6 protein-coding genes are annotated in these 6,128 nt (G+C 47.9%); all 6 read left to right on the forward strand.

Annotation, left to right across the window (positions count from 1 at the left end; translation table 11 throughout):
• The first annotated feature begins 155 nt into the window (after window positions 1-155).
• Window positions 156-311, forward strand: coding sequence for a hypothetical protein (locus ACTQ52_RS12065; protein WP_441982752.1), 156 nt, complete (start codon window positions 156-158; stop codon window positions 309-311).
• The gene (gene tnpB / locus ACTQ52_RS12070) at window positions 305-676 is read left to right on the forward strand and encodes an IS66 family insertion sequence element accessory protein TnpB (protein ID WP_410044064.1); all 372 of its coding nucleotides are present in this window, start codon (window positions 305-307) and stop codon (window positions 674-676) included. The genes ACTQ52_RS12065 and tnpB overlap by 7 nt, the downstream gene beginning before the upstream one ends.
• A gap of 126 nt (window positions 677-802) precedes the next feature.
• Entirely contained in the window at window positions 803-2,482 is a 1,680-nt protein-coding gene (gene tnpC / locus ACTQ52_RS12075) for an IS66 family transposase (RefSeq protein WP_441982753.1), read from the forward strand.
• Window positions 2,483-2,610: 128 nt separating this feature from the next.
• Entirely contained in the window at window positions 2,611-4,098 is a 1,488-nt protein-coding gene (locus ACTQ52_RS12080; protein ID WP_441982754.1) for an ArnT family glycosyltransferase, read from the forward strand.
• 65 nt (window positions 4,099-4,163) lie between these two features.
• Window positions 4,164-5,063, forward strand: a complete 900-nt coding sequence (locus ACTQ52_RS12085; RefSeq protein ID WP_441982755.1) for a beta-1,6-N-acetylglucosaminyltransferase — start codon at window positions 4,164-4,166, stop codon at window positions 5,061-5,063.
• Between the two features lie 126 nt (window positions 5,064-5,189).
• The gene (locus ACTQ52_RS12090; RefSeq protein WP_441982756.1) at window positions 5,190-6,026 is read left to right on the forward strand and encodes a hypothetical protein; all 837 of its coding nucleotides are present in this window, start codon (window positions 5,190-5,192) and stop codon (window positions 6,024-6,026) included.
• The last annotated feature ends 102 nt before the right edge of the window (window positions 6,027-6,128 follow it).

The raw sequence follows: 6,128 nt of genomic DNA on the forward strand, positions 1-6,128 counted from the left end.
GGTTTTTATAGATAAATCGATTTCCTATTTAACGGAAACGCGATTTCCAATTAAGCGGATTAGCGATTTCCATACGCCGGACAGGTGATGGATTTCACCCCGGATTATTCATTCCGATAAATATATCAGAACTCCCGATCAGTAGAGAGGATCGGATGCATCCGGTCTCACACGTGGTCGATGAACCATCGACTGCTTCATTTGAAGCGACGATGCGTATCACACTTGGAGGCGGCACGCTGGAACTGACCAATCAGGCAGATACTGCACTGGTTGCCAGTATCCTGAGCATGCTGAACAGCCGATGCTAGGTGACATCTCCAGCGCAAACCATATCTACCTGGTTACGGGCTATACCGACATGCGAAAGAGCATTGATGGTCTGATGGCGATCGTACGTGACACCTATGAGCTGGATCCGTACAGCAACTCTGTCTTCCTCTTCTGCGGAAGACGTGCCGATCGCATCAAGGCTCTCCACTACGAGAAGGACGGGTTCTGTTTGCTGTACAAGCGCCTTGAGAAAGGAGCGAATGATCACTTTCGGTTTCAGTGGCCACGCCACGCATCCGAAGTTCGCAACCTCACGAAACGGGAGTTCCGCTGGTTACTCGAAGGCCTCTCCATCGACCAGCCGAACGCCATTCAGCAGAGTCGTGGAAAGTACGACTTTTGAACCTTGGTGATGTTGCACAAACTTTCAAAAATTACATAAAGCTATCCTCCGGGAAGGCCCGCGCAGCCTAGGAAATACGTGCTTTCAGCGGTATAATCAGAGCAGTTTTGAAAGGACGTACACACCATGAGCATTACGGATTTCGGCAATCGAAGCAAAGACGAAATAATCGAATACCTCATCGACGAGCACAACGCCACGGAACGCGAGACAGCCCAGCTCCGTCAGGAGCTTGCTGAGGCTAAGGAGACCATTGAAGAGTTCAAGCGTATGATCTTTGCCTCACGATCCGAAAAGAAACACGTCGGTTATGATAACCCTGAGCAGCTGACACTGATGGACCTTTTCAACGAAGCGGAGCTGGCAGCGGATCCGAACGCTGAAGAGCCTACAGTGGAGACCATCGTCAAGGGCTACATCCGCAAGCAGGAAGGTGAGAAAAAGAAGAAGGCGTCTTATAAGGAGCTGTATGACAAGCTTCCATCGAGAGACCTTCTGTGTCATCTTGATCAGGATGCGAAGATCTGCCCACAATGCGGCAACACCATGGAGCGTGTCGGCTGGGAGAAAGTCCGTACCGAACTGGAGGTCATTCCGGCTCAGATCCGCCTCGTGAACATCTATCAGGAGACGGTCCGCTGTCAGAAATGCTACGAAGAGACCGGATACGCAAGATTTGCCCGCGCCGCGGTTCCATCTCCGCTGATTCCGCACAGTCCGGCATCGCCGACGACCGTTGCGTATGTGATGTACCAGAAGTACATCAACTCCATGCCTCTGTACCGGCAGGAAAAGGAATGGAAACAGATGGGCGTATCGATCCAGCGTGCAACGCTGGCGAACTGGTGCATCTACTGTGGCAAGAAGTACATGAAGCCTCTGTACGATGCGCTGGTTAAGCACCTCCTCGAGCGAGAAGTCACCTGCGCAGATGAGACGCCATGCCAGGTGCTCAAGGAAGATGGTCGGACGGCTCAGCAGAAATCCTACATGTGGATCCACTGTTCAGCGAATCTCGATGGCCTGCCTCCGATCATGCTCTATGAGTACAATCCTTCACGGGCAGGATCGGTACCGCAGAACTTCTATCAGTCGTTCAGCGGCAAGTACTTCCTGGCAGATGGGTATCAGGGATACAATCATCTGCCGAAGGGCGTCCTCCGATGTGGCTGCCTGGCACATTTCCGGCGTAAGTTCTATGACGCAATACCGTCAGAGGACCGCAAGAGTGGTAAGTCCAAGTCACCTGCCGCAAAGATCGTAAATCTCTGCTCGAAGCTGTTTGAAATCGAGCGAAGCTTCATCGATCTCAGCGCGGAGGAACGCAAAATCAAACGAGAAGCATCCAAGGAACACGAGATCTGGAATCAGATCTGGGAATCCCTGGATCAGATCTCAGCAAGCAAAACCAGCCTGCTGGGGAAAACGGTGACGTATGCCCAGAATCAGAAACCGTACATGGAGAACTATTTCCTGGACGGCAGAATTCCGATTTCAAACAACTTCACCGAAAGCTGTGGTGCGAGACCGTATGCCGTGGGACGGAAAAACTTCTACTTCCACGATACACCGGCCGGTGCCGAAGCCAGCGCGATCATCTACAGCCTGGCGCAGACAGCAAAACTTAACAACCTGAGTGTCTTCAAGTATCTGCAGGCGGTACTCCTTTACATGCCGGACTACGTTCATGAGCCCGAGGGCATGGAAGAGCTGATGCCATGGTCAGATAAGATGAAGAAACTCTGCGCAATAGACACGAAGGCAACTATCGAAGACAAGGATGGAAACCCAAAGATCTCACGGTAGTAAGTTAGCGCGCTCAGCTAACACTGAGCGCTTACTTCTAAAGAGTAACGGAGGGTTCGTAATATGCATACACCTACACCATGTGCTTTGGCAGCTCAGTACGATATAAGGAGCAGTTTTAAATATAGATGAAAAACGTATTTAGTAAAGAGAATATTGTGCTGTGGATTCTGTTTGCACTCTTATCTGTTGGGTATGTCTGCGCCTTTTCCTTTTCGACTTCATGGCTTTATCCATATTACTTCGGAGGGGATTCTGCGCAGTTTCTGACGATGGGGAAGGCGTGGTATCTGGGCAAACTTCCATATGTTGACATGTTTGATCATAAGGGTCCGTTCATTTTCTGGATCAACATGATCGGATATCTGATCGCTGGTGGAGAAAAGTACGGCGTCGCTGTTTTGCAGATGCTGTTTCTTTTCTTCACGATTTTTGCGTTTTATCAGATAAGTCAGCTCGTATATAAGAACAGGGCATATGGTGTCGTCGTGGTGCTGATTACATTGCTTGTGATGAAGAGAAACTACGGCGATGGTAATACGGTGGAAGAGTACTGCTTACCGTTTATCTGCTGGTCATTCTATGGAATCCTGAATTTCTGGAAGCAAAGGGATAACGTAAAACACAGCCCGAAATGGGCTTTTCTCTATGGACTTACCTTAGGAATATGCTTTCTGACCCGTGTCACGAATTTTATTCCGCTCTGTGCAGGTCTTCTCCTGGTGGTGATACAGCTGCTCTCGAAGAAACAGTACCGGAATCTGTTTCAGAATATGGGTGCCGGGCTGGCTGGTTTTCTGCTCTTCGTTCTGCCGTTTCTGGCATATTTCTGGTATAAGGGTGCGCTGTACGAATGCATATATGGTACGTTGCTCTATAATTTCGAGTATGCGGAGGCCAGAAAATCATGGCTTCTGGCAGCGAGTACGACGGACAAACTTCGTTACCTTCTGGACTATTTCATTGCCCTCAGTATATTCATCTCGGCATTCATCAGCGCTTTAAAAAGAGAATATCGACTGGCAGTTTTGTGGCTCATGACCGGTATCCTGGAGCAGTGCATATTTATGAACGGAGATGCTTATCCGCAGTATCCGCTGGTATGCATCATCCAGATTCCGGTGTTGCTGAACGAGTTGTGTGGATGGAGAGGAAAGGTCATCTCGTTACAGTCTTTCGTTAAGGTACTCTGTGGTCTGGTGCTGCTGGCGGTGCTGTCGATTAACGTTACACTTGCGTTGAGAGTGGGGCCGATGTGGCGTGTTTACAGTGTTCGAAGGACCAGGATCTGGGAACTTCTCGTGGATGAGATACCAGAGGACGAGCTGGATCGATTCGTGGTTTACGGAAATAACGAATTTAAGGAAGTGTATCTGCTGAAGGATCTGATGCCGTGCTACAAGTATTTCGTCATCCAGGACTGGCAGGGAAGCATGAGCCCGGAGACAAGGACTGCGATTCATGATACCTTCGCGACGAAGGAGGCGAAGTGGATCCTGACAGACGGTGAGGGCGAGATCATCAGAGACATTCTGGAGGAGAGCTACACAGATGTCGATGGAATCGACCAGTTCCATCTCTACAGGCTGACGGATGAAGTCTGGGATAAAATGTGAACCGTCGGAGTGATGATGTGCCCGGACGAAGGCATTGGCGATGGTGCAGGAAAAGGGATCAGGCGATGGAAAAGTATGCGTATCTGATTATATGCCATAGAAGTGATGCGTCATTATGTTATTTGCTGAAATCAATCGATGATGAGCGTAATGACATCTATATACATGTGGATGCGAAGGCGAGGGACTTCGACTTTGATAAGGTGAAGGCGTCGGTGATTCATTCGGAGCTTCATTTTACACGTAGAATAAAAGTCACCTGGGGTGGGTATTCTCAGCCGGAAGCGGAGATGATTCTGCTGGAAGCGGCGACGCAGAAGTACGAGTATGCATTTTATCATTTTCTGTCTGGAAATGACATGTGCATAAAGAGCCAGGATGCGATTCATCAATTTTTTGATCAGCATTCTGGAAAGCTGTTTTTGACGTTCTGCGGTGAGGACTGGAACCAAAAAGCGGAAGAGCGGGTGAAATATTATCATATCGAGCATGGTCGAAGCGCGGCGCTGAAGGCGCTGAACATGGTTTCGCTGAGCATCCAGAAAATGATCGGTATCGATCGCCTGAAGCATGTGGATATGCACATCGTCGGCGGTTCGAACTGGTGCTCTCTTCCACACGATTTTGTGATGTATTTACTTGCGCATAAAGAGGACATTTGCCGGATTTTTCATCACTCGGTGTGCAGCGATGAGCTGTTCATCCATACGCTGGCTTATAATAGCGAATATAAGGATCGGATTTATCTGCTGAAGATCAGTCAGCAAAATGATGATTCAGATCCGGATATGTTTACGGCGAATCAGCGGTACATCGACTGGAATCGGGGGAAACCGTATATTTTCAGCGATTGTGATTTCGATGAACTCATGAAGGTGGAGTATTGCTTCGCGAGAAAGCTGGTAGAGACCGATACGAACCACCTGATGAAGAGGATTCTGGAGTATAACGGTCAGAAACTGTAGCGGGAGCTATTAAGATTTATGGTAACTGCTGATTTGGTGGTTTTTAAGCGATAATTAACAAAGGTACTTTGATTGAATAATCTATAAAGTACAGTCGAGTGACGCTGGTAAGTTAAGGAAGATGAGATGAAAAGTACGAAAACCAATACGACGAAGATTTTATTTGCAGCGATTCTTGTTTTACAGCTAGTATGCATGTTCTTTTATGCAAATGCGAAGCAGGGATATTTTGTAGATGAGTTATGGTCCTACGGCTTGGCAAACAGTTATTACCATCCGGATGTGGGCTGGAATGGCGCTTTACAGAAGGGTTGGGTGACAGGAAACTACTTCCATGATTATCTGAGAGTGCTTCCAGACCAGCGCTTTGCGTATGGATCGGTGATATATAATCAGGTATATGATTATCATCCGCCTCTATTCTATATGGTGCTTCACACAATTTCGTCATTTTTCCCGAATACCTTCAGCAAGTGGTATGCACTGGTTCCGAATATGATATATTTTGCGGCTTCCATGCTTTTGCTATTCGTATTGGCGAAGCGCATCTTTAAAAATGAGTGGCTGGCCCTGGTTCCGGTCATTGCATATGGATTTAGTGCGGGTGCCATCAGTAACGTTGTGTTCTTACGCATGTATGTGCTGTTGACGGTGTGGGTGCTTGCACTCATGGATCTGCATGTAAAGTGGCTTCTGAATGACAGGATGCAGAAAAAGGATTTCCTGCTGCTGGTGCTGGTGGCCTATTTAGGCTTTATGACACACTACTACTTCTTCCTGATTGCATTCTTCACATCTGCATTCTATTTCTTTTATCTTCTGGTTAAAAAGAGATTTGCAGATCTGGTAAAGTATTGCGTCGCGATGATCGCAAGTCTCTTGTTAGTAGAGGTGACTTTTCCAATCGCTTTCTTGAAGCTGTTCAGCGACCAGCGAGGAGATGAGGCGGTTCAGTGTTGTTGACTGCCTAGATTGACTTCGGGCTGATCTGCTTGCGTGTCACGAGATTGATCTGTATACTGTCATGAGATTAAAAAGAAAGAAGGTCCGGGGTACCCTCTTTGC

The sequence above is a fragment of the Oribacterium sp. Sow4_G1_1 genome (assembly GCF_052116105.1).
In the GTDB taxonomy this organism is placed as follows: domain Bacteria; phylum Bacillota; class Clostridia; order Lachnospirales; family Lachnospiraceae; genus Oribacterium.

What these genes read in the sequence shown, in the direction of transcription:
- ACTQ52_RS12065 (WP_441982752.1), top strand. Translation starts at nt 156, where the DNA reads ATGCATCCGGTCTCACACGTGGTCGATGAACCATCGACTGCTTCATTT.
- tnpB (WP_410044064.1), top strand. Translation starts at nt 305, where the DNA reads ATGCTAGGTGACATCTCCAGCGCAAACCATATCTACCTGGTTACGGGC.
- tnpC (WP_441982753.1), top strand. Translation starts at nt 803, where the DNA reads ATGAGCATTACGGATTTCGGCAATCGAAGCAAAGACGAAATAATCGAA.
- ACTQ52_RS12080 (WP_441982754.1), top strand. Translation starts at nt 2,611, where the DNA reads ATGAAAAACGTATTTAGTAAAGAGAATATTGTGCTGTGGATTCTGTTT.
- ACTQ52_RS12085 (WP_441982755.1), top strand. Translation starts at nt 4,164, where the DNA reads ATGGAAAAGTATGCGTATCTGATTATATGCCATAGAAGTGATGCGTCA.
- ACTQ52_RS12090 (WP_441982756.1), top strand. Translation starts at nt 5,190, where the DNA reads ATGAAAAGTACGAAAACCAATACGACGAAGATTTTATTTGCAGCGATT.